The organism is Streptomyces sp. TRM70350 (assembly GCF_019219825.1).
In the GTDB taxonomy this organism is placed as follows: Bacteria; Actinomycetota; Actinomycetes; order Streptomycetales; family Streptomycetaceae; genus Streptomyces.
This window is the reverse complement of record NZ_JAHUXH010000002.1, coordinates 382,153-407,803: the sequence shown is the minus strand read 5'-3', so window position 1 is coordinate 407,803 and position 25,651 is coordinate 382,153. Positions and strand designations below refer to the sequence as shown.

At 70.9% G+C, this 25,651-nt stretch carries 19 protein-coding genes; 6 read left to right on the top strand and 13 right to left on the bottom strand.

The features are described 5' to 3' along the window. Positions 1 to 5 precede the first annotated feature (5 nt). Positions 6 to 2,288 (top strand): FtsX-like permease family protein, encoded by a 2,283-nt coding sequence (locus KWI83_RS05160; RefSeq protein ID WP_218513060.1) that lies wholly within the window; start codon positions 6 to 8, stop codon positions 2,286 to 2,288. A 218-nt stretch (positions 2,289 to 2,506) separates the two neighbouring features. On the opposite strand, the gene KWI83_RS38135 is transcribed toward KWI83_RS05160, so the two are convergent. The 12 genes from KWI83_RS38135 to uvrC form a co-directional block, all read right to left on the bottom strand. Further along, entirely contained in the window at positions 2,507 to 2,779 is a 273-nt protein-coding gene (locus tag KWI83_RS38135) for a DUF2087 domain-containing protein (protein WP_256361855.1), read from the bottom strand. Between the two features lie 347 nt (positions 2,780 to 3,126). Further along, positions 3,127 to 4,776, bottom strand: coding sequence for a glucose-6-phosphate isomerase (gene pgi / locus KWI83_RS05150; RefSeq protein ID WP_218513058.1), 1,650 nt, complete (start codon positions 4,774 to 4,776; stop codon positions 3,127 to 3,129). Positions 4,777 to 4,851: 75 nt separating this feature from the next. Next, positions 4,852 to 5,187 (bottom strand): RNA polymerase-binding protein RbpA, encoded by a 336-nt coding sequence (locus tag KWI83_RS05145; RefSeq protein ID WP_078066843.1) that lies wholly within the window; start codon positions 5,185 to 5,187, stop codon positions 4,852 to 4,854. Between the two features lie 199 nt (positions 5,188 to 5,386). Next, positions 5,387 to 5,617, bottom strand: coding sequence for a preprotein translocase subunit SecG (gene secG / locus KWI83_RS05140; protein WP_218513057.1), 231 nt, complete (start codon positions 5,615 to 5,617; stop codon positions 5,387 to 5,389). 104 nt (positions 5,618 to 5,721) lie between these two features. Further along, on the bottom strand, positions 5,722 to 6,498 hold the full coding sequence (gene tpiA / locus KWI83_RS05135; RefSeq protein WP_218513056.1) for a triose-phosphate isomerase: 777 nt from the start codon (positions 6,496 to 6,498) through the stop codon (positions 5,722 to 5,724). A 6-nt stretch (positions 6,499 to 6,504) separates the two neighbouring features. Then, positions 6,505 to 7,716, bottom strand: coding sequence for a phosphoglycerate kinase (gene pgk, locus KWI83_RS05130; RefSeq protein WP_218513055.1), 1,212 nt, complete (start codon positions 7,714 to 7,716; stop codon positions 6,505 to 6,507). 127 nt (positions 7,717 to 7,843) lie between these two features. Then, the gene (gene gap, locus KWI83_RS05125; protein WP_218513054.1) at positions 7,844 to 8,851 is read right to left on the bottom strand and encodes a type I glyceraldehyde-3-phosphate dehydrogenase; all 1,008 of its coding nucleotides are present in this window, start codon (positions 8,849 to 8,851) and stop codon (positions 7,844 to 7,846) included. Between the two features lie 224 nt (positions 8,852 to 9,075). After that, the gene (locus KWI83_RS05120; RefSeq protein ID WP_218513053.1) at positions 9,076 to 12,027 is read right to left on the bottom strand and encodes a M14 family metallopeptidase; all 2,952 of its coding nucleotides are present in this window, start codon (positions 12,025 to 12,027) and stop codon (positions 9,076 to 9,078) included. A 206-nt stretch (positions 12,028 to 12,233) separates the two neighbouring features. Further along, positions 12,234 to 13,223, bottom strand: a complete 990-nt coding sequence (whiA, locus tag KWI83_RS05115; protein WP_218513052.1) for a DNA-binding protein WhiA — start codon at positions 13,221 to 13,223, stop codon at positions 12,234 to 12,236. Next, positions 13,214 to 14,281 carry a uridine diphosphate-N-acetylglucosamine-binding protein YvcK gene (gene yvcK / locus KWI83_RS05110; protein WP_218513051.1) on the bottom strand — a complete coding sequence of 356 codons (1,068 nt, stop codon included), beginning with the start codon at positions 14,279 to 14,281 and terminating at the stop codon, positions 13,214 to 13,216. Before yvcK ends, whiA begins: the two co-directional genes overlap by 10 nt. Continuing rightward, positions 14,278 to 15,294: an RNase adapter RapZ gene (gene rapZ, locus KWI83_RS05105; RefSeq protein WP_218513050.1), complete on the bottom strand. Its 1,017-nt coding sequence runs from the start codon at positions 15,292 to 15,294 to the stop codon at positions 14,278 to 14,280. The genes yvcK and rapZ overlap by 4 nt, the downstream gene beginning before the upstream one ends. Next, positions 15,291 to 17,435 carry an excinuclease ABC subunit UvrC gene (gene uvrC / locus KWI83_RS05100; protein ID WP_218513049.1) on the bottom strand — a complete coding sequence of 715 codons (2,145 nt, stop codon included), beginning with the start codon at positions 17,433 to 17,435 and terminating at the stop codon, positions 15,291 to 15,293. The genes rapZ and uvrC overlap by 4 nt, the downstream gene beginning before the upstream one ends. Positions 17,436 to 17,737: 302 nt before the next feature. Between uvrC and KWI83_RS05095 the strand changes: the two genes are divergently transcribed. The 3 genes from KWI83_RS05095 (at position 17,738) to KWI83_RS05085 (ending at position 20,770) form a co-directional block, all read left to right on the top strand. Beyond that, the gene (locus KWI83_RS05095) at positions 17,738 to 18,718 is read left to right on the top strand and encodes a hypothetical protein (RefSeq protein ID WP_218513048.1); all 981 of its coding nucleotides are present in this window, start codon (positions 17,738 to 17,740) and stop codon (positions 18,716 to 18,718) included. Positions 18,719 to 18,830: 112 nt separating this feature from the next. Next, on the top strand, positions 18,831 to 19,862 hold the full coding sequence (locus KWI83_RS05090) for a LacI family DNA-binding transcriptional regulator (RefSeq protein ID WP_218513047.1): 1,032 nt from the start codon (positions 18,831 to 18,833) through the stop codon (positions 19,860 to 19,862). Next, on the top strand, positions 19,859 to 20,770 hold the full coding sequence (locus tag KWI83_RS05085) for a carbohydrate kinase (RefSeq protein WP_218513046.1): 912 nt from the start codon (positions 19,859 to 19,861) through the stop codon (positions 20,768 to 20,770). The genes KWI83_RS05090 and KWI83_RS05085 overlap by 4 nt, the downstream gene beginning before the upstream one ends. Before the next feature lie 66 nt (positions 20,771 to 20,836). Here KWI83_RS05085 and uvrA read toward each other — a convergent pair whose 3' ends face one another. Then, entirely contained in the window at positions 20,837 to 23,839 is a 3,003-nt protein-coding gene (gene uvrA / locus KWI83_RS05080; protein WP_218513045.1) for an excinuclease ABC subunit UvrA, read from the bottom strand. 224 nt (positions 23,840 to 24,063) lie between these two features. On the opposite strand from uvrA, the gene KWI83_RS05075 reads away from it, so the two are divergent. Beyond that, entirely contained in the window at positions 24,064 to 24,750 is a 687-nt protein-coding gene (locus KWI83_RS05075; protein ID WP_218513044.1) for a maleylpyruvate isomerase family mycothiol-dependent enzyme, read from the top strand. Between the two features lie 50 nt (positions 24,751 to 24,800). Continuing rightward, positions 24,801 to 25,454, top strand: coding sequence for an MBL fold metallo-hydrolase (locus KWI83_RS05070; protein WP_218513043.1), 654 nt, complete (start codon positions 24,801 to 24,803; stop codon positions 25,452 to 25,454). Positions 25,455 to 25,651 lie beyond the last annotated feature (197 nt).

The window sequence follows — 25,651 nt, the reverse complement described above, 5'->3', positions numbered from 1 at the left end:
GAGGCATGCGAGCAACCCTGCGCTGGGTGCGGTCCGATCTGCGCGCGCACCGCGGCGAGGCGCTGTTCATCGTGCTCGCGACCGCCGGAGTCGTCGCCTCGCTGCTGCTGGCGACGGCGCTCTTCGGCTACGCCACCAACCCCTGGCAGCGTGTGTTCACCCAGTCCCGGGACGCGCACGTGTGGCTCCACACCACCCCCTCCGCCGACGCGGGCAGGCTCTCCGGCCTGGACGGCGTCGAGTCCGTCGCGGGCCCCTACCCCACCGAGTCCGCCACCGTCGCCGCCCGCGGCATCCGCGCCTCCGTCGAACTGCGCGGCACCACCGCCCACCCCGCCGCCGGGCGCCCGCTCCTCACCTCGGGCCGCTGGCTGGACGGCGCGCGGCCCGACGGCGTGGTGCTGGAGAGCCACCTGGCCCGCGCCCTGCTCGCCCAGCCCGGCGACGTCCTCACCCTGCCCGGCACCGCGCGCACGCTCACCGTCGCCGGGATCGCCGACAGCGCCGAGCCGCGCTACCGCCCCGGTGAGCGGCCGGGCCTGGTGTGGGCGCTGCCGTCCGCCGTACGCGCCCCGGACGGCGAGGTGACCGGGCTGCGCCTGACGGATCCCGACGAGACGGGCTACGCCGTCCAGCGCGCCGTCACCGTGCTCGGGGCCGGTGCGGTCAGCGAGGTCTCCACGTGGCAGCAGGCCCGGTCCGAGGCGCAGGGCGACACCCGGCTGCTCGGGCAGGTGCTGGGCCTGTTCGGGCTGGGTGCCCTGCTCGCCGCGGGGCTGGCCGTGCACGGGGCGATCGGCACCCGGATCCGGGGCCATCTGCGGGACATCTCGGTGCTGAAGGCGATCGGCTTCACGCCCGGGCAGGTGGTGCGGGTCTTCCTGCTCCAGCACGTCGCGTACGCCCTGCTCGGCGCGGTGGCCGCGGCGGCGCTCACGGAAGGCCTGGGCAGCCGGATCCCGGGGCGCCTCGGGGACGCGGTCGGTGTGTGGCAGGGGCTGCCGGGGCACACGGCGGCCCTGGCCGGGATACCGGTCGGCGCGGTGCTGTTCATCGCCGCGACCACCGGACTGGCCGCCTGGCGGGCGGGGCGGGTGCCGCCGGTACCCGTGCCGCGGCCCGCCGCCTCGGCCGCCGGACGGCTGTCGGGCCTGGCGCGCGGGGCGCTGGGCTTGCGGCTGTCGCCCGCGCTGGTCCTGGGCTGGCACCAGGCGTTCGCCCGTCGGCCGCGCACCCCGGCGACCGTCGCCCGGCTGGCGCTGCCACTGCTGCTGATCGTGGTGGCGATGAGCGCCTGGACCACCATCGACCGCTTCCACAGCAGGCCCGAACAGGTCGGCCTCGCCGCCGCGCTCACCGCCCGCCCCGACGGCGAGGTCGGCGACCGGGAGGTCCGCTCCCTGCTGGAGCGTGACCCGCGGATCACCGCAGCCCATCCGGGCGTCGAGGTGGCGGCCCTGGTGCCGGGCCAGACGGGCACGATCGCCCTGCGCGGCCTCGGCACCCGCCAGGAGCCCTACCCGTACGCCGTGGCCGAGGGCCGCGCGGCACACGGCCGGGACGAGGCGGTGGCCGGGCAGGGACTGCTCGACCTGCTCGACGTGCGCGTCGGCGACTGGGTGCGGATGACCGTCGGCGACCAGCCGCAGATCCTGCACATCGTGGGCCGCAGCATCGAGCCGGAGAACGCCGGCCGGGTCATCTCCACCTCGCTCGACACCCTCCGCGAGAACGACCCGGAGCTGCGCCCCACCCACTACGAGCTGCGCCTGCGGCCCGGCGCCGACCCGCAGCAGGTCGCGGGTGACCTGGCGGCCGCGTCCGGTGGGCACCTGGACGTGCACGCCGTGCCCAATCCGGCGGACGGGCTGGCGTCGCTGCGTGGCGTGGTCCTCGGCCTGATCGCCGTGCTCGCCCTGATCGGGATCGTCGACCTGCTGACCGTGATCGGCGGCACGGTCCGTGAGGGCGAACGGGACCTGCTGGCGCTCAAGGCCGTCGGCCTGTCCCCACGGCAGATCACCGCCGTCACGGTCACGGCCACCGCCTGCACCGCTCTGTGCGCCGTCCTGCTCGGCACGGCCGTGGGGCTGCCCCTCGCGCACTGGCTGATCGACGCCCAGGGCAGATCCAGCGGCATCGGCGCCGGGATGGCGCAGGGTCCGTCGCCCGGCCTGCTGCTGCTGTTCGGCACGGTCGCCGTAGCGGGCGCCGCCGCTCTCGCCGCCGTGCCCGCGGCCCGCGCGGCCCGCCGCCGCCTCGCCGACACGCTGAGTGCGGTGACCTGAGCGCGGCCCCCGGCGGCGCCGTCAGACGGTGACCGCGGTGGCGTCCCGCCGAGTGGTGCAGGAATCCTGGCCCTGCCCCTCCCGATGGCCCGTGTCGGGCGACGCGGCCGAGCGCCCTGGGCCGCCGCCCGAGCCCGGTGAGCGTGGTCGCGACTGCCCGGCGCCCGGGACCTGGCATGGCCCCGGCCGCGACCTGCGACGACACCAAGACCGCCTCGCTACACCACTCGGCGGGACGTCATCGTGACCGCGGTGACGCGCCGGTAGCTGCTGCCGTCCCGCTCGCGCACCAGCAGACCGTTCTCCACGCAGGAGCGGCGCAGCGCGGAGGTGTCGTCGTGGACGGTGCGGAACGCGTCGTTGACCTCGCGCTCGGTGTAAACGCGGTCGGCCGCGAAGAGGGTTCGCGTCAGATGCTCCAGCAGTTCGCGGCGTACGACCGGACGGACCGGGATCGATGTCAGCCGCCCGTGGGCGAAGAACCCGGTCAGGCGCCGGGGCACCCCGGTCTGCGCCGGCTCGGCGGAGCGTGCGCGGCGGAAGACCGCCGGATCGGCCCTGAGGGAGCCGTCGGGCAGGCGTTCCACCAGGCCCGCCGAGATCAGGCGCCCCAGGTGTTTGCGCGCGGCGGGAGAGTCCTCCTCGCGGGACGGCAGGTCCTGCAGCACGATCCGGGCGTACAGCCGCAGCCGTTCCGGGTCGGCGAGGGCGGCCAGGAGCTGGTCCATGGTGGGTGTCCTTCCGGCGGGTGACGGACCGGAGCAGTGTCACCCGCCGTAAGTCGGCCGCGCATCCGCTTTTTGGCTGCTACGGCTCACCTGCTTGTGGCCGCTACGACTCAACGGCCGCGCAGCTCCCGGTACTTGGCGACCAGGGACGTGGTGGACGCGTCCAGGCCCGGCACCTCGGCGCCCTCGGTCAGCGCGGGCTCGACGCGCTTGGCGAGGACCTTGCCGAGCTCGACGCCCCACTGGTCGAAGGAGTCGATGTTCCACACCGCGCCCTGCACGAACACCTTGTGCTCGTAGAGTGCGACCAACTGGCCCAGCACGGACGGGGTCAGCTCGCGCGCGAGGATCGTCGTCGTCGGGTGGTTGCCCTTGAACGTCTTGTGCGCGACCAGCTCCTCCGGCACGCCCTCCGCGCGCACCTCCTCGGGCGTCTTGCCGAAGGCCAGCGCCTGGGTCTGGGCGAAGAAGTTGGCCATCAGCAGGTCGTGCTGGGCCTTCAGCTCGTCGCTGAGCTCGGCGACCGGTTCGGCGAAGCCGATGAAGTCCGCCGGGATCAGCTTGGTGCCCTGATGGATGAGCTGGTAGTAGGCGTGCTGCCCGTTGGTGCCGGGCGTGCCCCAGACGACCGGCCCGGTCTGCCACTCCACTTCACGGCCGTCCCGGCCGACGTACTTGCCGTTGGACTCCATGTCGAGCTGCTGCAGATACGCCGTGAACTTCGACAGGTAGTGCGAGTACGGCAGCACGGCGTGCGACTGGGCGTCGTGGAAGTTGCCGTACCAGATGCCGAGCAGGCCGAGCAGCAGCGGCACGTTGGACTCGGCGGGCGCGGTGCGGAAGTGCTCGTCGACGACGCGGAAGCCGTCGAGCATCTCCCGGAAGCGGTCCGGGCCGATGGCGATCATCAGCGAGAGGCCGATCGCGGAGTCGTAGGAGTAGCGGCCGCCGACCCAGTCCCAGAACTCGAACATGTTGGCCGTGTCGATGCCGAACTCGGCGACCTTCTCGGCGTTCGTCGACAGCGCCACGAAGTGCTTGGCGACGGCGGCCTCGTCACCGAGGGCGGCCAGCAGCCACTTCCGCGCGGAGGTGGCGTTGGTGACCGTCTCGATGGTGGTGAAGGTCTTGGACGCGATGACGAACAGCGTCTCGGCCGGGTCCAGGTCGCGGGTCGCCTCGTGCAGGTCGGCGCCGTCGACGTTGGAGACGAAACGGACGGTCAGTTCGCGGTCGGTGAAGGCGCGCAGCACCTCGTACGCCATCGCGGGACCCAGGTCGGAGCCGCCGATGCCGACGTTCACGACATTGCGGATCCGCCGGCCGGTGTGCCCGGTCCACTCCCCCGAACGGACCCGCTCGGCGAAGTCGGCCATCTTGTCGAGCACGGCGTGCACACCCGGCACGACGTTCTCGCCGTCGACCTCGATCACCGCGTCCCGCGGCGCGCGCAGCGCGGTGTGCAGGACGGCGCGGTTCTCGGTGGTGTTGATCCTCTCGCCGCGGAACATGGCGTCCCGCAGCCCGAAGACGTCGGTGGCGGCGGCCAGCTCGCGCAGCAGCCGCAGCGTCTCGTCGGTGACGAGGTGCTTGGAGTAGTCGATGAACAGGTCACCGACCTGCAGCGTGTAGCCGGAGCCGCGCCGGGGGTTCGCCGCGAACAGATCCCGCAGATGGGTGTCCGCGAACTCCTCACGGTGCTTGGCCAGAGCGGTCCACTCGGGTGTCTGATTCAGCCTGGTACGGCCGTCTGCGTTCATGGTCCCAACCTACAGCGACCCGCAGACCAAGCAGTTCCGGCCGGGCATCGCGCGGTGCCCGGCCGGGTTCAACTGCTAGATCTCGCCCCGCAGTTTGGCGAGCGCCTCGGCGAGGATCGCCTCGCCGTCCGCGTCGCTGCGCCGCTCCCGTACATACGCCAGATGCGTCTTGTAGGGCTCGGTGCGCGGCGGGTCCGGCGGGTTGTCCCGGTCCTGTCCGGCCGGGAAGCCGCAGCGCGGGCAGTCCCAGGTGTCGGGGACCTGCGCGTCGCTGGCGAAGCTCGGCTGGGTCTCGTGCCCGTTGGAGCACCAGAAGGAGACGCGCAGACGCGGCGCGGACTCGCCGCGCTCGGCCTCGCCCATCGGCCCCGCCCCGACCCGGCTTCCTCGGATCGCGTTGCCACTTGCCACGGTCGTAACTCCCTGCGTGATGGTGCCGCGAAGCGAGTCGGCGTTCCGCTTCGCTGCGAGCGCCTCAGTCTACGTAAGGCCCAACGCGCGTCCAGTGATTGGAGTTACAGCCCCCACACGTAGACGCAAGCCCCATGATAGGCCGCGCTCAGCTGCGCGTACCGAACATGGGGCGTTACGTGCGAAACGCGTGGGCGGCTCAGTTGTTGATCTTCATCAGAATGCCGAGCACGACAATGCACGCGACCCACAGCAGACCGACCACCACGGTGATCCGGTCCAGGTTGCGCTCGGCGACGGAGGAGCCGCCGACGGACGACTGCATACCGCCACCGAACATGTCGGAGAGGCCGCCGCCCTTCCCCTTGTGCATCAGCACCAGCAGCATCAGCAGCAGGCTGAAGACGATCAGGGCGATGGAGAACCCCATAACCACGGCTGGACCAACTTCCTCGGATTCGGATGGACGACGGGGACACAGCGACCACCTGCTGTGTCCCCGCAAGGGTACGACGGATCGCCGCTAGCGCATACTCACTGGTCGCGGAAGCGCACGATCTTGACGAACTCGTCCGCGTCCAGCGAGGCCCCGCCGACCAGCGCGCCGTCGATGTCGGCCTGCGCCATGATCTCGGCGACGTTGCCGGACTTCACGGAGCCGCCGTACTGGATGCGGACCTTGTCGGCCACCTCCTGGGAGTACAGCTCGGCGATCTTGCCGCGGATGGCGGCGCAGACCTCCTGGGCGTCCTCGGCGCCGCAGACCTTGCCGGTGCCGATGGCCCACACGGGCTCGTAGGCGATCACGATGGTCTCGGCCTGCTCGGCCGGAATGCCCTTCAGACCGCCCTCGACCTGGGCGAGGGTGTGGGTGACGTGGTTGCCCGCTTCGCGGACCTCCAGCTCCTCACCGACGCACATGATCGGCGTGATGCCGTGCTTGAAGGCGGCCTTGACCTTGGCGTTCACCAGCTCGTCGGTCTCGCCGTGGTACTGGCGGCGCTCGGAGTGGCCGATCGCCACGTAGGTGCACCTCAGCTTGGCCAGCATCGGGCCGGAGATCTCGCCGGTGTAGGCACCGCCGTCGTGCACCGAGATGTCCTGGGCGCCGTACTTGATCTTCAGCTTGTCGTGCTCGACCAGGGTCTGGACGGAGCGCAGGTCGGTGAAGGGCGGCAGGACGGCGACCTCGACGGCCTCGTAGTCCTTGTCGGCCAGGGCGAAGGCGAGCTTCTGGGTGTGGGCGATGGCCTCCAGGTGGTTGAGGTTCATCTTCCAGTTGCCCGCCATCAGGGGCGTACGGGTGGTCATCGAGGGTCAGTCCTCCAGTGCGGCGAGGCCGGGGAGCGTCTTGCCCTCGAGGTATTCGAGGGAGGCGCCGCCACCGGTCGAGATGTGGCCGAATGCGGTCTCGTCGAAGCCCAGGGTGCGCACGGCCGCGGCGGAGTCGCCGCCGCCGACGACCGTGAAGCCCTGGGAGTCGACGAGGGCCTGGGCGACCGCCTTGGTGCCCTCGGCGTAGTCGGGGTGCTCGAAGACGCCCATGGGGCCGTTCCAGAAGACGGTGGCGGCGTCGGCGAGCTTCGAGGCGTACAGCTCGCGGGTCTCGGGACCGATGTCCAGGCCCTCCTGGTCGGCCGGGATGGCGTCCGCGGCGACGGTGGTGGGGTTCGCGGGGGCCTTGGTCTTCAGGTCCGGGAACTCGGGGGCGACCAGGACGTCCACCGGCAGGACGATCTCGACGCCGTTCTTCTCGGCGCGCTCCAGGTACTCGGTGACGGCCGGGATCTGGTCCTCCTGGAGCAGGGAGATGCCGACCTCGTGGCCCTTGGCCTTCAGGAACGTGTACGCCATGCCGCCGCCGATGAGCAGGCGGTCGGCCCTGCCGAGCAGCTGGTCGATCACGGCGAGCTTGTCGGAGACCTTGGCGCCGCCGAGCGCGACGACGTACGGCCGCTTGACGTCCTCGGTGAGCTTCTTCAGCACGCCGACCTCGGTGGCGATGAGGTGGCCGGCGTAGTGCGGCAGCCTCTTCGGCAGGTCGAAGACGGAGGCGTGCCCCCGGTGCACGGCGCCGAACCCGTCGCCCACGTACACGTCGGCGAGGGCGGCGAGCCGGTCGGCGAAGGCGGCGCGCTCGGCGTCGTCCTTGCTGGTCTCACCGGCGTTGAAGCGCAGGTTCTCGATGACCGCGACCTGGCCGTCGGCGAGGCCGCCGACGGTGGCCTGCGCGGAGTCGCCGACCGTGTCGGTGGCGAACTTGACCTCGGCACCGAGGAGTTCACCGAGCCGCGCGGCGGCCGGGGCGAGCGAGAAGGCGGGGTCCGGGGCGCCCTTGGGGCGGCCCAGGTGCGAGGCGACGACCACGCGGGCGCCCGCCTCGGCCAGCGCCTTGACGGTGGGCAGTACGGCGCGGATGCGGCCGTCGTCGGTGATGGTGGTGCCGTCCAGCGGCACGTTGAGGTCGGCGCGGACGAAGACCCGCTTGCCGGCCACGCCGTCCGCGAGAAGCTCGTCGATCGTCTTCATGAAGGGGCTCCTGGGAAGGGCTCTCGCTACGAGAGGGCTGGTCGATCTGTACGTGAGTCAGGGCTCGGGCAACGCGGCCTGCGCTGCCCGAGCCCTGCCCTCACACCGAGGTGCCTGTGGAAGCTGCTCAGAGCTGGTTGCCGACGAAGACCGTGAGGTCGACGAGGCGGTTCGAGTAGCCCCACTCGTTGTCGTACCAGCCGATGACCTTCACGTTCTTGCCCTCCTGGACCATCGTCAGGGAGGAGTCGAAGGTGCAGGACGCCGGGGCGTTGACGATGTCGGAGGAGACGATCGGGTCCTCCGTGTAGTGGAGGAGACCCTTCAGCTCGCCCTCGGCGGCCTTCTGGAAGGCGGCGTTGACCTCTTCCTTGGTGACCTCACGGCCGAGCTCGACGACCAGGTCGGTGACCGAGCCGGTCGGGACCGGGACGCGCATGGCGATGCCGTCCAGCTTGCCCTTGAGCTGCGGCAGGACCAGGGAGGTGGCCTTGGCGGCACCGGTGGTGGTCGGGATGATGTTCTCGGCGGCGGCACGGGCGCGGCGCAGGTCCTTGTGCGGGAAGTCCAGGATGCGCTGGTCGTTCGTGTACGCGTGGACCGTCGTCATCAGGCCCTTGACGATGCCGAAGTTCTCGTCGAGGACCTTCGCCATCGGCGCCACACAGTTGGTGGTGCAGGAGGCGTTGGAGATGACGTGGTGGTTCGCCGGGTCGTACTTGTCCTGGTTGACGCCCATCACGATGGTGATGTCCTCGTCCTTGGCCGGGGCCGAGATGAGGACCTTCTTGGCGCCACCGGCGAGGTGCTTCGCGGCGTCTTCCTTCTTGGTGAAGATGCCGGTCGACTCGATGACGATGTCGACGCCCAGCTCGCCCCACGGGATGTCGGCGGGGTTGCGCTCGGAGAGCACCTTGATGGTGTGGCCGTCGACGGTGATCGTGTCGGCGGTGTGCGTGACCTCCTGCTTGAGGCGGCCCAGGATGGTGTCGTACTTCAGCAGGTGAGCGGTGGTCGCGGTGTCACCCAGGTCGTTGACAGCCACGATCTCGATGTCTGCACCCTGCTCCAGCAGCGCGCGGAAGTAGTTACGACCGATGCGGCCAAAGCCGTTGATGCCTACGCGGATCGTCACGAACCGATCTCCTCGTTGGTACGCCGGCCGTTGATGCCGGCGAGCTGTATGGGATGTCCCCGACCGCCTACGACCCTACCTCCCCGAGGCCCCTGTGGTGACATCGAGATGCCCCATACACGGCAGTGCGGTCCGTACCCACCAGTAGGGGTACGGACCGCCCGGGCCGTGCGACCCGATCACCCGATATGACTACGAACGGTGGGCGGCCGTTGACCTGGTGTTCAGTCGTCGAGCGCGGTGAGCGCCTCGCCGATCAGGTCCCTGCGGTCGGCCGCTGCGGTGACGTGTTCCAGGCCGAAACCGAGCAGCACCGTGTCGTCCGTGGTGACCGCTCCATATGTCTTGAACAGCTCTCCGGACAGACCCCAGTCCTTGGCCACCGCCGGACTGCCCGCGGGCGGCCCGGGCGTGCTCCAGGCGCCGAGCGAGGTCTCGAAGCCGTCGGTCCGCCCCGCCGTACCGCCGATGACGACGGTGGCGTTGTCGGCGAGGACGCCGTGGCCGCCGGAGCCGGGGTCGGTGAGGTAGCTGAGGGAGACCTCGACCGTCTTCCCCGCGTAGGCGGAGAGGTCGAACTCGACCTGCTGCCAGCCGTGGGAGGCGCCGGTGAAACTGTTCCAGGAGCCGCTGGTCCCGGTGGGCGTGCAGCCGCTCTCGCCGAGGGTGAGATACCGCTTGAGCGCCGGGTGCGCCTGGATGAAGTAACCGGCCTCGCACTCGGTGGGTACGGCGGTGCCGGTGGCGCCGTTCTTCTCCGGGAGCGTGGTCCAGTCGTCGGCCCCGGCCGTGTGCGCCTCCAGGACGGCATGGTCGTAGCCCGCCTCGGTGTTCCACAGCAGCCGGGTGCGCAGGGTCGGGGTGTCGGCCGCGCTCACCGAGGTGAGGTCGATGGTGCGGGTCAGGCGGTTCCAGGCGTAGTCGGAGTGCGTGACGGCCGCCATGGACGCGCCCTCGTACGGGCCGTAGGGGTTGACGGTCCCCGGGTACTGGCCCGCGCCCGCGCTCTCGAACTGCGGGAACGTCTCCACGGGCAGGGTGTCGGAGGTGACGCCGAACGATCCGGCGGTGTTCAGCGGGTTGCCGGGCGCGTCGCCGAGGGTTCCCGTGACGCCCGCCAGCCTGCCGGTGCCGGTGAAGCCGGTGACGTCCGGCAGGGACGTACGGGTGTGGGCGCCCAGGTAGTACTGGCTGAAGTCGTTCGACAGGGTGCCCCCGCCGAGGTCGACCGAGCCACCGGCCGTCTCCCCCGCCTCGATCAGCTTGCCGCCCTCGTTGAGGTAGGCGCGCAGGGCGAGCTGGGTGGCGACGCCCGGGCGGACGGCGCCGGTGTAGTGGACGACCGTGTCGAAGTGCTTCAGCACCCCGAGCGCGTCCGGTGCACCCTGGGTGGCGACGTCCCAGACGACGGCCCGTTCCCCGTTGGCCCTCAGCGCGTCGACGTACTTCTGCGCCTGGGTCGCGGGTGCGCCCTCCTCGGCGACGACGAGCACATCGGCGCGCGGCCGTTCGGCGACCGTGTAGGTGAAGTGCTCGCTCGCGGTGCGCTTTCCTGACCTCGTCCTGCCGGTGAACCAGACCTCGACCGTGTCTCCGGGGTCACCGTCGTCGACCTTCGCCCGGTACTCGTCGAAGTAGAGGTTGTCCTCACCGCCGTACGTCTCGCCGCCCCTCCAGGGCCGAAGCCGCATGTCGTGCGTTCGGCCGCCGTTGACGCGGTACTTGAGTTCCTTGTCGCGCACCGACTTGCGTACGACGACGGAGACCTCCTGGTCGGCGCCGCGCGCGTACGACGTGGTGAACGGCGCGGGCGTGAAGTCGGGGGCGTCGATGCCGACCGAGGACTTCGGCTGGTCGGGCCGGGCGGCGGACTCCGCGACGGAGAGCGCGAACGGGATGTTCTTCTCGAACTCCTGCTGGATCAGCTTCTCGTCGTCCGGGAAGGTGAAGATCGACGCGCAGTCGGCGGCCTCCCAGGCGTCGTCCGGGTCGGCGTTGGAGACGGTCTGACAGGTCGACATCTCGGGCGTGAACATGGCCGCGCCGTGCAGGTTGGCCGCGTGGCCGTCGGTCTCGCCGTTGGTGGTGTACAGCTCGGAGGAGAGCTGCGGGTGGTAGCCGGGGACGGCCGGGTTCTCGGGCGTGCCGGCGAGGGACTTGTAGAGGACGTCGTCCGGGGTGGACGTGGCGACCTGCCAGCCGACGCCGTAGAGGATCAGCTCGGCGGCGGAGTGGTAGTTGATGCCGTACTCGAAGCCGATGCGCTGGAAGAAGGCGTCCAGCGCCCTGGTCTCGGGCTCGGAGTTGGGGCCGGGGCCGCGGTAGGTCTGGCTGGTGGGGTACGGGGAGGAACCCTCGTCGTCGTAGCCCCACTTGTAGGCGAAGTTGCGGTTGAGGTCGACGCCGTCGCCGATGGTGGTGGCGCCGTCGCCGTTGTTGTCCCGCATGTTCTTGCGCCAGAGGCGGTCCCCGTCGGCGGCGTGGGTGAAGTCGTAGCCGTCGGGGTTCGCGGAGATGACGAACCACAGCTCGGTGGTGTCGACGATCTTCCTGATGCGCTTGTCCGTCGCGTAGTTGTCCAGGTAGTGGTGCATCAGCCGCCGGGTCATCTCCGGGGTGATCCACTCGCGCGCGTGCTGGTTGGAGAGATAGAGGACCGAGGGCTTGGCGCCGTCCTTGGTCTTCCTGGCGTTCTTGGTGAGCTTGAGGGCGAGGATGTCCTGGCCCTGGAGGGACTTGCCGATGGAGACCACCTTGGTCAGGGACGGGTGCTCCTGACCGGTCCTGAGGATCTCCTCCTTGAGGTTGCCCTTGCCGCTGTACGGCCGGAAGACGCCCTCGCCCGCGGCGCTCACGCGTGCGTGTGCCTGCGCGGAGAGCGTGTGCTCCTTGAGGTGGATGCCCTGCTTCTGGAGCTTGTCGGCCTGTTTGTCGGTGAGGTAGACCTCGACGGTGGCGGTGCCCTTGTCGGGGATCTGTTCGCCGAGTTCGTGACTGTCCTGTCCGGTGGCGAGCAGCAGGGGTACCTGCTGCTGGGTGACGTCGGCGCGGAAGACCTTGACCTCTTGGGTGTCGGGGTCGGATGCCTTCTCGTCGGCCTGGGCCAAGGGTGCCAGGGTGAGGCCGCCCAGCAGGAGCGCGCCGGCGGCGAGGATCGATCTCGCTCTTCGTCTCATGAGCCCCCCTTGCGGTGGTTCGCCACGGTGGCGAGTGGAGATGCCAGGCTCATGACAGGGCATGGTCAAGTCAAGAGCGCCTCATGACACGCGAACGCCGGTGCCGACCACCCACGTGGGCGTCTTCACCGGCGTCTTGTGGCCCTTCAGGTCTCCCCTGACCCCAGGTCACCCCTGCCCTTCAGGTCACCCCTGCCCGTGCAGGGTCACCCCGCGAGGTTGTCGGCCAGTTCCTCCGTGAGGTTCGCCTCCGTACCCGGGATCCCCAGGTCGGCCGCACGCTTGTCGGCCATCGCCAGCAGGCGGCGGATACGGCCCGCGACGGCGTCCTTGGTCAGCGGCGGGTCGGCCAGCGCGCCCAGCTCCTCCAGCGAGGCCTGCTTGTGCTCCATGCGCAGCCGGCCGGCCGCGGCGAGGTGCTCGGGGACGTCGTCACCGAGGATCTCCAGCGCGCGGGCGACCCGGGCCCCGGCGGCGACCGCCGCGCGCGCGGAGCGGCGCAGGTTGGCGTCGTCGAAGTTGGCGAGCCGGTTGGCGGTGGCACGCACCTCGCGGCGCATCCGCCGCTCCTCCCAGGCCAGCACCGACTCATGGGCGCCGAGCCGGGTGAGCAGCGCGCCGATCGCGTCACCGTCCCGGACGACCACCCGGTCCACGCCCCGCACCTCACGGGCCTTCGCGGCGATCGACAGGCGGCGGGCGGCGCCGACCAGGGCGAGCGCGGCCTCGGGGCCCGGGCAGGTCACCTCCAGGGAGGAGCTGCGGCCGGGCTCGGTGAGCGAACCGTGCGCCAGGAAGGCCCCGCGCCAGGCCGCCTCGGCGTCACAGGTGGCCCCCGAGACCACCTGCGGGGGCAGACCCCGGATCGGCCGGCCCCGGCCGTCGACCAGGCCGGTCTGCCGGGCCAGCTGATCGCCACCGGCGACGACCCGCACGACGTACCGCGATCCGCGCCGCAAGCCACCCGGCGCCATCACGATCAGCTCCGAGCTGTGCCCGAAGATCTCCAGGATGTCCCGCTTGAGCCGCCGCGCCGCCATCGCGGTGTCCAGCTCCGCCTCGATCACGATGCGCCCACTGACCAGGTGAAGGCCGCCGGCGAACCGCAGAATGGCGGAGACCTCCGCCTTCCTGCAGCAGGTCCGGGTGACGGGGAGCCGGGAGATCTCGTCCTTCACCGCTGCCGTCATCGCCATGGGCCGATCCTTCCATGCATCCGAAAAATACGGTCGTACGCGGCGGCCAGCAGCTCCGGGTCGTGCCGCGGAGTTCCGTCCGTCCGGGCCACCGGCGCCAGCTCGACCGCGGCGCCGAAACGCTTGGCGGCGTCGGTCAGCGAGTCGCGGTCGGGCACGGCGGCCTCGTCGGCCAGCACCACGTCCAGGGCGAGTTTAGGGGCGTGTCGTCCCAAAACCTCCAAATGACGCTGCGGGGAGAAGCCCTCGGTTTCTCCGGGCTGGGGGGCGAGGTTCAGCGAGAGCACCCGGCGTGCCTTCGTCTCCGTCAGGGCGTCCAGCAGCTCGGGCACGAGCAGGTGCGGGATGACCGAGGAGAACCAGGAGCCGGGGCCGAGCACCACCCAGTCCGCGTCCAGCACCGCCTCGACGGCCTCCGGGACGGCGGGCGGGTCGTTCGGCACCAGGTGCACGGACTGCACCTCGCCGGGGGTGAGGGCGACGTTCGCCTGCCCGCGGACGGTGTCGATGCCATCGGGCCGCTCCCGGTCGTGCCCCTTGACCAGCGCCTGGAGCTCCAGCGGCACGGCGGACATGGGCAGCACGCGCCCGTGCGCGCCGAGCAGCTTGCCGACCAGGTCGAGGGCCAGGACGTGGTCGCCGAGCTGCTCCCACAGGGCGACGATCAGCAGATTGCCGACCGCGTGGTCGTGCAGTTCGCCCTTGGACTGGAAGCGGTGCTGGATGACCCGGGCCCAGGTCTGACCCCAGTCGTCGTCACCGCACAGCGCGGCCAGCGCCTTGCGCAGATCGCCGGGCGGCAGCACGCCCAGCTCGTCCCGGAGCCGGCCGCTGGAGCCGCCGTCGTCGGCCACGGTGACGACGGCCGTGAGGTCGCCGGTGATCCGGCGCAGCGCGGCGAGCGAGGCGGACAGTCCCATACCGCCGCCGAGGGCGACCACCTTGGGCTGGGTGCCCCGGCGGCGCGCCCGGCCACCCCGGGACTCGGTGAGCCGGCCGGCCCGCCCCTCGGGGGTGACCCTGCGCAGCCGGCTCAGCCGCAACGTACGTCCCGTCATTCCCGTCCCATGTCCCGGTGCACGACCACCGTCTCCACGCCCTCGGCCGCCAGGCGCGCGGCGAGCTTCTCCGACATCGCGACCGAGCGGTGCTTGCCGCCGGTGCAGCCGACCGCGATGGTCACGTATCGCTTGCCCTCACGCCGGTATCCGGTCGCGATGAGCTGGAGCAGTTCGGCGTACCGGTCGAGGAACTCCTTCGCGCCGGGCTGGTTGAAGACATAACCCGACACCTCCTCGTTGAGGCCGGTGAACGGGCGCAGCTCCGGGACCCAGTGCGGGTTGGGCAGGAAGCGGCAGTCGACGACGAGGTCGGCGTCGACCGGCAGGCCGTACTTGTAGCCGAAGGACATGACGGTGGCCCGCAGTTCGGGCTCCTCCTCGCCCGCGAACTGGGCGTCCATCTTGGCGCGCAGCTCGTGCACGTTGAGGCTGGAGGTGTCGATCACCAGGTCGGCGTCGCCGCGCAGCTCGCGCAGCAGCTCGCGCTCGGCGGCGATGCCGTCGACGATCCGGCCGTCGCCCTGGAGGGGGTGCGGGCGGCGCACCGACTCGAAGCGGCGCACCAGGGCCTCGTCGGAGGACTCCAGGAAGACGATCCGCCGGGTGACCCCGCGGGTGTCGAGGTCGGCGAGGGACTCGCGCAGGTTGTCGAAGAAACGCCGGCCGCGTACGTCGACGACGACCGCGATCCGCGCCACATTGCCCTGCGAACGGGCACCGAGCTCCACCATGGTGGGGATCAGCGCGGGCGGAAGGTTGTCGACCACGAACCAGCCGAGGTCCTCCAGACACTTCGCGGCCGTCGAGCGTCCGGCTCCGGACATGCCCGAGATGATCACCAGTTCGGGGATGGCCGCTTCGGGGACCCCGCCTGCTTCGATGCCCGTACCCACCTGTGCTCCGTCGTCCTGGGGCGCGTCCTGCCGGGTGCGATCCTCGTGGGTCACCTTGTGTGTTTCCTCGGTTTCCTGATCTCGCTGGGCTGTGGACTGCTTGTCGTGTTCGGTCATCTCTCCTGCCCCCGTCGCTCGTCCGGGGCGCCCGTGGGCACGGGCGTCCCTGGGGTACCCGCCGTCGTCTCGGGTGCCCCGTCCTCCACGTCATCCATGATCTCTCCAGTCGCCGTGTTCACGGCGGGTGCGGCCGGGGCCGTCCGGGCGAGCGCCACGGCGATCGTCTCGGCCGTCTTGCGGCCTATGCCCGGAACCTCGCAGATCTGGTCGATGGTCGCGGCGCGCAGCTTCTTCACCGACCCGAAGTGCTTGATCAGCGCCTGTTTGCGGGTCTCGCCGAGCCCCGGTACGTCGTCCAGGGGGCTGGAGCGGACGCGCTTGGCGCGCTTGCTGCGCTGGTAGGTGATCGCGAACCGGTGCGCCTCGTCGCGGACGCGTTGCAGCAGGTAGAGGCCCTCACTGGTGCGGGGCAGGACGACCGGGTCGTCCTCGCCGGGCAGCCAGACCTCTTCCAGGCGCTTGGCGAGGCCGCAGACGGCGATGTCGTCGATGCCGAGCTCGTCCAGGGCCCGCTGGGCGGCGGCGACCTGCGGCTGCCCGCCGTCGACGACGACCAGCTGCGGGGGGTAGGCGAAGCGCTTGGGGCGGCCGTCGTCCTCGGTGAGGGAGCTGACGAGGCCGTTGGTGTCACCGTTGGTGCTGCCGTCGGTGAGGCCGCTCGTGCTGCCGTCGCCGGTGGCGCCGTCCGTGTGGCCGTTCGTGAGGCCCGGCTCACCGTCGGCCCACTCGCCCGTCTTCTCCTTCTCGGCGAGGTAGCGCCGGAAGCGGCGGGTGATCACCTCGTGCATCGAGCGGACGTCGTCCTGGCCCCGGAAGCCTTTGATCTGGAACCGGCGGTACTCGCTCTTGCGCTGCAGCCCGTCCTCGAAGACGACCATGGAGGCCACCACGTCGTCGCCCTGGAGGTGCGAGATGTCGTAGCACTCGATCCGCAGCGGGGCGCTGTCCAGGTCCAGGGCGTCGGCGATCTCCTCCAGCGCGCGCGAGCGCGTGGTCAGGTCGGAGGCGCGCTTGGTCTTGTGCAGCGCGAGCGCCTGGAGGGCGTTGCGCTGCACGGTCTCCATCAGGGCCTTCTTGTCGCCACGCTGGGGGATGCGCAGCGAGACGTTCGAGCCGCGCCGCACGGTGAGCCACTCCTGCACCGGCTCCACCGGGTCGGGCAGCGCCGGGACGAGGACCTCCTTGGGGACCGCGTCGCCGGTCTCCTCCCCGTAGAGCTGCTGGAGGGCGTGCTCCACCAGGGCGCCGGTGGTGATCTCCTCGACCTTGTCGGTGACCCAGCCGCGCTGGCCGCGGACGCGACCGCCACGGACGTGGAAGATCTGCACGGCCGCTTCCAGCTCGTCCTCGGCCACGGCGATCAGGTCGGCGTCGGTCGCGTCGGCGAGCACGACCGCGTTCTTCTCCATGGCCTTCTTCAGGGCCTCGATGTCGTCACGCAGCCGGGCCGCCCGCTCGTACTCCAGCTCCTCGGCCGCCTCCGTCATCTGCTTCTCCAGACGGCGCAGGTACGTGCCCGTACGGCCCGTCATGAAGTCGCAGAACTCCTCCGCCAGCTCCCGGTGGTCCTCGTCGGAGATCCGGCCGACGCAGGGCGCGGAGCACTTGCCGATGTAGCCGAGCAGGCAGGGGCGGCCGGTGCGGTGGGCGTTCTTGAAGACGCCCGTCGAGCAGGTGCGCACCGGGAAGACGCGCAGCAGCAGGTCGACCGTGTCCCGGATGGCCCACGCGTGCGCGTACGGCCCGAAGTAGCGCACGCCCTTCTTCTTGTGGCCGCGCATCACCTGCACGCGCGGGTACTGCTCGTTCATCGTCACCGCGAGGTACGGGTAGCTCTTGTCGTCGCGGTACTTGACGTTGAACCGGGGGTCGTACTCCTTGATCCAGGAGTACTCCAGCTGCAGTGCCTCGACCTCCGTGGAGACCACCGTCCACTCCACGGACGCGGCCGTGGTGACCATGCTCCGGGTGCGCGGGTGCAGGCCGCCCAGGTCCTGGAAGTAGTTGGCCAGGCGCTGGCGCAGGCTCTTCGCCTTTCCGACGTAGATCACCCGGCGGTGCTCGTCGCGGAACCGGTACACCCCGGGGGAGTCCGGGATGTCTCCCGGCCTGGGGCGGTAGCTGGAGGGATCGGCCATGTCTCACACCCTACTGGCGAGCAGTGACACTCCGGCGGGCCTGTGGACAACGCCCACCGCACCGCCGGTCGGACCGGTAAACGATCACCTGCGGGGCAGCGGTCGAACCTCGGCCACGAGCACACCACGGTTGGGCATCAGGTGTTGTCGCGGCATGGTCAACACGCTTCAATGCGGAGGAACTCGGGACCGTGAACGGCGGCGTACGGATGTGCAGACGGCCCGGCGCCGCCCGGGTGACCCGGACGACCTGCGCGAACGGACCGACCAGCCGTTGTGCTCCAGCACAGAAAGGCCCCTGCATGCCGCACGCCACACCGCACGCGGACGTCGTCCCCGCGGAACTGGACACGGAGCCGGGCTCCGAACTGGACACGGCCCTGCGTGGCGGCCCCTTCCACGTCGCGCTGCGCGCCGCGATAGCCGCCCGTGGACTGCCGCTGCAGCGGGTGCAGCACCATCTGACGCGGTACGGCGTGAAAGTGGGCGTCACGAGCCTGAGTTACTGGCAGCAGGGCGCGCGCCGCCCCCAGCGCCCCGAGTCGCTGCGCGCCGTCCGGGCCCTGGAGGAGATCCTCCACCTCCCGGAGGAGTCGCTGATCCGGCTGCTCGCCGAGCCGACCGACGACCGCGTGTCCAGGCGCCGCCGCGAGGGCCGCTCCTACCGGTCCCTCGTCGAGGCCTCGGGCGTCCTGGAACGGCTGCTCGCCGAGCTGGGCGCACCGCTCGACGGCGGCCTGCACATGCTCGGGCTGCACGAGCGGGTACGGATCGGGGCGCGCCGCGAACTGCTGGGGCGCGAGTCGCACCACATCGTGCGCGCGCACCGGGACGGCGTCGACCGCTTCGTGGCCGTCCACCACGGCGACCCCGGCTGCGCACCGGACCGGACGGCCGTGCAGGCCCTGGACAACTGCCGCACCGGGCGCGTCCGTTGGCACCACGAGACCGGGATCCTGGTCGCCGAGCTGCTCTTCGACACCCGGCTGCGGGCCGGCGACACCTTCCTGTTCCGCTACGGCGTCGAGGACGGCACCGCCGGTGTGTCACGCGAGTACGTCCGCGCCTTCGGGCCCGCCGGCGGCCAGTACGCCCTTCAGGTGCGGTTCGACGAGAACGCCCTGCCGGTGCGCTGTCACCGGTTCACCCAGCACTCGGCGGCGGCCCCGCGCAGCGGCCGCCAGGACCTGCCGCTGACCGGGCGGCACCACTCGGTGCACCTTGTGGAGCCGCGGGTGCGGGCGGGGATCGTGGGGATCGGGTGGGAGTGGGACGGTGGGTGAGTTTCGGGTGACGTAAGCGTTTGCGCAAGCGTTTACGTCCGGGGCTGAATGGGATACCGTCCTCGCCAGGATCGGCGCGGCCCGGCACGGGCGCTTTCGCGGAGGGGACACCATGGCGACGATGGCGGACGTGGCGCGCAGCGCCGGTGTCTCCGTGGCGACCGTCTCCCATGTCCTGAACGGCACCCGACCGGTCCTCCCACAGACCCGCCAGGCCGTCCTGGACGCCGTCGACGAGCTCGGTTACACCCCGAACACCCTGGCCCGCTCCCTGGTGACCTCCCGCACCCGCTCGATCGGCCTCGCGGTGTCGGCCATCAGCAACCCGTACTTCACCGAGATCCTCCAGGGCGTCGAGGCGACCGCCCTGGAGCAGGGCTACAGCCTTCTCATCGCCGACCCGCACGACGATCCCGAGCACGAGCGCAAGGTCGTCCAGCTGCTGCACGAGCGACGCGTGGACGGCCTGATCGTCGCCCCGTCCTCGTCCCCCCGCGAACTGCTCTCCTACCTGCACCGGCACAAGGTGCCGACGGTGCTCCTGGACCGCGTGGTCGACGATCCGGCGAGCGGCACGCCGCGCTTCGACCAGATCTGCGCGGAGAGCACGGAGCCGGTGGCAGGCCTCGTCACGCACCTCGCCGAACTCGGCCACCGCCGTATCGCCCTGATCGCGGGCCGCCGCGGGCTGAGTACGACCGCCGAGCGGATCACCGGCTACCGGCACGGTCTCGCCGCCGCCGGACTGCCCCACGACGAGCGGCTCGTCGTGCACGGCGACTCCGAGTCGGCCGGCGGCGCGGAGGCGACCGCCGCCCTGCTCTCCCTCGCCGCGCCGCCCACGGCTCTTGTCACCGCCAACAACGCCATGACCATCGGCGCCCTGCGCGCGCTGCGCGAGCGGGGTCTGTCCGTGCCCGGCGACATCGCGCTGTGCTGCTTCGACGACTTCCTCTGGGCGGACCTGTTCTCACCCCGGCTCACCGCGATCGCCCAGCCCAGCAAGGACCTCGGCGCCCAGGCCGTGCGGGTCCTGCTGGAACGTCTCGCCGCTCCGGACCGGCCCAGCCGGACCGTGCGGCTGCCCTGCACCCTCGTCCACCGCACGTCCTGCGGCTGCCCCGAGAAAGGACCCGACTCGTGATCGTCGTCGCCGGTGAGGCCCTGATCGACCTGGTACCGCAGGGCCCGGGCGCCCTCGCCGGACTGCGGCCCGCTCTCGGCGGCGGTCCGTACAACACGGCCGTGGCGCTCGGCCGACTCGGCTCACCCACGGCCTTCTGCTCCCGCACCTCCACCGACGCCTTCGGCGAAGCCCTGCTCGACGGGCTGCGCAAGGCCGGTGTGGACGTCTCGGCCGTGCAGCGCGGCCCGGAGCCGACCACGCTCGCGGTCGCGACGATCGACGGGAACGGCTCGGCCGCGTACTCCTTCTACGTCGACGGCACCGCCGACCGGCTGTTCACGGCGCCGGACCGCCTCCCCACCGGAACACGCGCGGTGTCCTTCGGTACCTGTTCGCTGGTTCTGGAGCCGGGGGCGAGCGCCTACGAGAACCTGATGCGCACCGCGGCCGCGCAGGGCGTGTTCACCGCGCTCGACCCCAACATCAGGGCCGGACTGATCCCGGACGCGGACGCCTACCGGGCCCGGTTCCTGGGCTGGCTGCCCTCGGTGACGCTGCTGAAGCTCTCCGAGGACGACGCGGGGTGGCTGGGCGGCTCGCCGAGCGAGTGGCTGGCGGCGGGACCCTCGGCAGTGGTGATCACCCGGGGCGGCGACGGGCTGACCGTCTTCACCCGGGACGGCGGGGAGCACTCCGTGCCGGGTGAGCAAGTCGAGGTGGTGGACACGATCGGTGCCGGTGACACCGTCAACGCGGCCCTCCTGCACGGCCTGTCGAGCTGGAACGCCCTGTCCGCCGAGGCCCTCGACGCCCTCGACGCGGACGCCTGGACCCGGCTGCTGCGGTTCGCGGCCCGTGCGGCGGCGATCACCTGCTCACGGGCGGGGGCGGAGCCGCCGTATGCGTCGGAGCTGGGTGAGCTGTAGAGGTCGGTATCACTGGGTCATGGGTGGTGCCCTGCGGGAGTTCCCGCAGGGCACCGCCCATGTGCGTCAGGCCTTCCGAGCCCGTGTCGCCTTCTTGGCGGGCGTGACCTTCTTGGTCACCGCGGCCGCCTTCTTCGTCGTCGACCTGTTGTTGACCGCCGTGGCCGCCACCGTCTTCTTGGCGGCGGTCTTGCGCGGAGCCTTCACCTCGGTGGCGTCGCTGATCCGGTCCGCGCCGAGGATCTCCCGCAGGAACTTGCCGGTGTGGCTGGTCGACACCGCGGCGACCTCCTCCGGCGTGCCCTCCGCGACGACGAGGCCACCGCCCGCGCCGCCCTCGGGGCCCATGTCGATGATCCAGTCGGCGGTCTTGATCACGTCGAGGTTGTGCTCGATGACGATGACGGTGTTGCCCTTGTCGACCAGGCCGGACAGGACCCTCAGCAGCTTGCTGATGTCCTCGAAGTGCAGACCGGTGGTCGGCTCGTCGAGGACGTAGACGGTGCGTCCGGTGGAGCGCTTCTGGAGCTCGCTGGCGAGCTTCACGCGCTGGGCCTCACCGCCGGAGAGGGTGGTCGCCGACTGGCCGAGGCGGACGTAGCCGAGACCCACGTCGTGCAGTGTCTTCAGGTGGCGGGCGATCGCGGGGACGGCCTCGAAGAAGTGCAGGGCCTCCTCGATCGGCATGTTCAGGACCTCGGCGATGGACTTGCCCTTGTAGTGGACCTCCAGGGTCTCCCGGTTGTAGCGGGCGCCGTGGCAGACCTCGCACGGGACGTAGACGTCCGGGAGGAAGTTCATCTCGATCTTGATCGTGCCGTCGCCCGCGCAGTTCTCGCAGCGGCCGCCCTTGACGTTGAAGGAGAAGCGGCCGGGCATGTAGCCGCGGACCTTCGCCTCGGTGGTCTCGGCGAACAGCTTGCGGATGTGGTCGAAGACGCCGGTGTACGTCGCCGGGTTGGACCGCGGGGTGCGGCCGATGGGCGACTGGTCGACGTGCACGACCTTGTCGACGAGGTCGTCGCCGTCCACGCGCGTGTGCCGCCCGGGGACGTTCCGCGCGCCGTTCAGCTCGCGGGCCAGGTGTGTGTACAGGATGTCGTTGACCAGCGTCGACTTGCCGGAGCCGGACACGCCCGTGACCGCGGTGAACACGCCCAGCGGGAAGGACACGTCGATGTCCTGGAGGTTGTTCTCCCGGGCGCCGTGCACGGTGAGCTGCCGGGACGGGTCGCGGGGCCGCCGGATGTCGGGCACCGGGATGGACTTCTTCCCGGCGAGGTACTGACCGGTCTGCGACTCCTCGTTGGCGAGCAGTTCCTTGAGGGAGCCGCTGTGCACGACCTTGCCGCCGTGCTCGCCCGCGCCGGGGCCGATGTCGACGACCCAGTCGGCGACCTTGATGGTGTCCTCGTCGTGCTCGACGACGATGAGCGTGTTGCCCATGTCGCGCAGCCGGACCAGGGTCTCGATCAGCCGGTGGTTGTCCCGCTGGTGCAGGCCGATGGACGGCTCGTCGAGGACGTACAGCACGCCGACGAGGCCGGAGCCGATCTGGGTGGCCAGGCGGATGCGCTGGGCCTCGCCGCCGGACAGGGTGCCGGCCGCGCGGTTCAGCGAGAGGTAGTCGAGGCCGACGTCGACCAGGAACCGCAGGCGTTCGTTGACCTCCTTCAGCACGCGCTCGGCGATCTTCTTGTCGCGCGCGCTGAGCTTCAGCTCGCCCAGGAACTCCGCACAGTCGCTGATCGACATCGCGGAGACCTCGGCGATCGACTTCCCCATGATCGTGACCGCGAGGACGATCGGCTTCAGGCGCGTGCCCTCACAGGTGGGGCAGGGCACCTCGCGCATGTAGCCCTCGAAGCGCTCGCGGCTGGCGTCGCTCTCCGCCTCGCTGTGCCGGCGCTTGACGAAGGGGACGGCGCCCTCGAAGGGCGTGGTGTACACCCGCTCGCGGCCGTACCGGTTGCGGTAGCGGACCTCGATCTGTGTCTTGTGGCCGTACAGCAGTGCCTTCCTCGCGCGCTGCGGCAGGCCCGCGAAGGGGATGTCGGTCCGGAATCCCAACGCGTCTGCGAGGGCGCCGATCAGGCGGCCGAAGTAGTCCTTGGTGTGCCCGTGCGACCAGGGGTGGATGGCGCCCTCGTCGAGGGTCTTGTCCTCGTCCGGGACGATCAGCTCGGGGTCGACCTCCATGCGCGTGCCGATGCCGGTGCACTCGGGGCAGGCGCCGAAGGGCGAGTTGAAGGAGAAGGAGCGGGGCTCCAGCTCCTCGAAGGACAGGTCGTCGTACGGGCAGTACAGGTGCTCCGAGAACATGCGCTCGCGCTCGGGGTCGTCCTCGGGGAGGTCGACGAAGTCGAGCACGACCATGCCGCCGGACAGGCCGAGGGCGGTCTCCACGGAGTCGGTGAGGCGGCGCTTGGCCGAGTCCTTCACCGTGAGGCGGTCGACGACCACCTCGATGGTGTGCTTCTCCTGCTTCTTCAGGGTGGGTGGGTGGGAGAGCTGGATCGTCTCGCCGTCCACCCGCGCGCGGCTGTAACCCTTGGTCTGGAGATCGGCGAAGAGGTCGACGAACTCCCCCTTGCGCTCACGCACCAGCGGCGACAGCACCTGGAAGCGGCTCCCCTCCGGCAGCTCCAGGACCCTGTCGACGATGGCCTGCGGCGACTGGCGGGAGATCGGGCGGCCGCACTCGGGGCAGTGCGGCTTGCCGATGCGCGCGAAGAGCAGACGCAGGTAGTCGTAGACCTCGGTGATGGTGCCGACCGTCGAACGCGGGTTGCGCGAGGTCGACTTCTGGTCGATGGAGACCGCCGGGGACAGGCCCTCGATGAAGTCGACGTCCGGCTTGTCCATCTGGCCCAGGAACTGGCGGGCGTACGAGGACAGCGACTCCACGTAGCGTCGCTGGCCCTCGGCGAAGATGGTGTCGAAGGCCAGGGAGGACTTGCCCGACCCCGACAGGCCCGTGAAGACGATGAGCGAGTCCCGAGGCAGGTCGAGCGAGACGTTCTTCAGGTTGTGCTCGCGCGCGCCACGGACGATGAGACGGTCGGCCACGCCGGTCCGCACCTTTCTTGAGAGAAGTGACAGGGGCGGGGCCCCCGTGCTTTCTCAGACTAGGGGGAGCCACTGACAACGCCGGTCGGATTCCCGGGTTGCATAACAATCCCCGGCCCTCCAGCATGCCCGACGCCACTGCCGACCCTATAGCACGCACATTCGATTAACGGCCGGGGTTCACCGCCTTCACCCGAACGTGTGGCGGGGCTAGGGTCGGCGTCATGACTGATCACGCGCGTGACCTGGCGTCTGTACGGGACGCGACGGAACGGCTGCTCACCGCAGTGGCCAAGTTGGACAACGCGGCCGTGACGGAACCGTCACGGCTCCCCGGCTGGAGCCGCGGTCATGTACTCGCCCATCTCGCCCGCAACGCGGACGCCCTCGTGAACGTCCTTGACGGCCGTCCCATGTACGTCTCCGGCAAGGCCCGGGACGCCGACATCGAGCGGGACGCCCCGCGCCCCCTCGACGCCCAGCTCGCCGACGTCCGGGAGAGCGCCGCTCGCTTCCAGGACGCGGCGGCCGCGCCCGCCGACTGGTCGCGCACCGTGGAGCTGCGCAACGGCGTGACCGACTCCGCGTCCCGGGTGCCGTTCCGGCGCTGGGTCGAGGTCGAGCTGCACCACGTGGACCTCGGCATCGGCTACGAGCTGGAGGACCTGCCGGCGGAGTTCGCGGAGCGGGAGATCGACTTCCTCGCCGACCGGTTCACCGGCCACCCCGACGTACCGCCCAGCCGCCTGACGGACGGCACGCGCGCGTGGAGCACGGGCCGGAGGGCGAGCGAGCCCGAGATCACCGTCACGGGCTCCCCGGCCGACCTGCTGGGCTGGCTCGCCGGGCGCCGCGACGGCTCCGGGCTGACCGTCGAGGGCGGACCGTTGCCGTCGCTGCCCCCGCTGTAGCGGCGCGGACGCCCTGCTCGCCGTACCCCTGCCGACCTAGACTGACGGGCATGACGTACAGCGGACAGGTGACGGTCGGCGGCCCGGCGGACGTGCACGAGCTCAAGGACCTGATGATCACCAAGATCGCGGTGGGCCCGATGGACAACAACGCCTATCTGCTGCGCTGCCGGGCCACCGACGAGCAGTTGCTGATCGACGCGGCCAACGACGCGAAGACGCTCCTCGGCATGATCGGTGACGACGGCATCGCGTCCGTCGTCACCACGCACCAGCACCGCGACCACTGGCAGGCGCTCGCCGAGGTCGTCGCAGCCACGGGTGCCCGCACCTACGCGGGCCGCGACGACGCCCCCGGCATCCCCGTGCCGACCGATGTCCTGGTCAACGACGGGGACACCATCCGGGTGGGGCGCGTGGAGCTCACCGCCCGTCATCTCGTCGGGCACACGCCGGGCTCGATCGCCCTGGTCTATGACGACCCGCACGGGCACCCGCATGTGTTCACGGGCGACTGCCTCTTCCCGGGCGGCCCTGGCCGGACAACACGTCCGGAAGAGTTCAACTCCCTCATGGACGGCCTGGAGACCAAGGTATTCGACGTCTTGCCCGATGAGACCTGGGTCTACCCCGGCCACGGCAACGACACCAGCCTCGGCACGGAGCGGCCCCACCTCGCGGAGTGGCGCGCACGAGGTTGGTAACCGTCCAACGACGACCGCCCCCGTTTCGCAACCAAAGCGGGGGCGGTCGCGCGTTCACCGCAGCACCAGCGAAGCCCCAGGAGGCGTCTACCATCTGCCAGACCTGCCCCTCCCCCGGACGCAAGCGCGTCGTGTGGGATGGGACGGTCACAACGGCTGGCTCATGCCCTGCGTGAAGACCTGTCGTGACGCCTGCT